The organism is Gluconobacter oxydans (genome assembly GCF_006539685.1).
Lineage (GTDB): Bacteria > Pseudomonadota > Alphaproteobacteria > Acetobacterales > Acetobacteraceae > Gluconobacter > Gluconobacter oxydans.
This window is the reverse complement of sequence record NZ_BJNM01000102.1, coordinates 1-586: the sequence shown is the minus strand read 5'-3', so window position 1 is coordinate 586 and position 586 is coordinate 1. Positions and strand designations below refer to the sequence as shown.

Sequence of the window (586 nt, the reverse complement as noted above, 5' to 3'; positions counted from 1 at the left end):
CCACTTTCCGCAAAGGCAGTCGGGCAAACCCGTCAACCATCATCGATGGTTTGAAGATTATCGCCGACGCTTGGTTCGGAGATAAGCACATCGTAAAGTATGAAAATGGGACTATCCGCCTCAAAATCGATGGCAAAGAGGTGACGAACGCCATCGAGGTTCTGCGGATGATTGCTGCCGAAATATCCGTGCCGCTACTCAATGGAAATGGGGGGCGCAAAAATACTCGACAGCTTGGCTCGGATATCATCTCAGCACTCGGCCGCGACCGAGACCTAAAAGACGGATCAGACTAGCAGGACCGCCTTCTAAGATGGACATGGCCAGGTATGGATGTGAACTGCTCAGAAGGCTGGATAGGAAAGATGCGTCTTAACTCCTGCATGGGCCAAAGCGTTATTCAGGTTATCAACGAGACCATTGCCAACCTTTGGGATGACTTGGGACAAGAGTTGATCGGGATGACTACACTCAACTAGTCTGTAGTGATGATGACACGCTACTTCGCCGCTCGCATTAGACGGTATTCCGACGATGCATAACCTTTCCGCAACTCTGAAGCTGCGGCCCGTCCGGATTGCTCAGA

General features: G+C 51.4%; 1 protein-coding gene. It reads left to right on the top strand.

The window, feature by feature from the left end:
• The coding region (locus GOX01_RS12955; RefSeq protein ID WP_218023030.1) for a hypothetical protein at positions 1-296 on the top strand (296 nt) is incomplete at its 5' end.
• Positions 297-586: the final 290 nt, after the last annotated feature.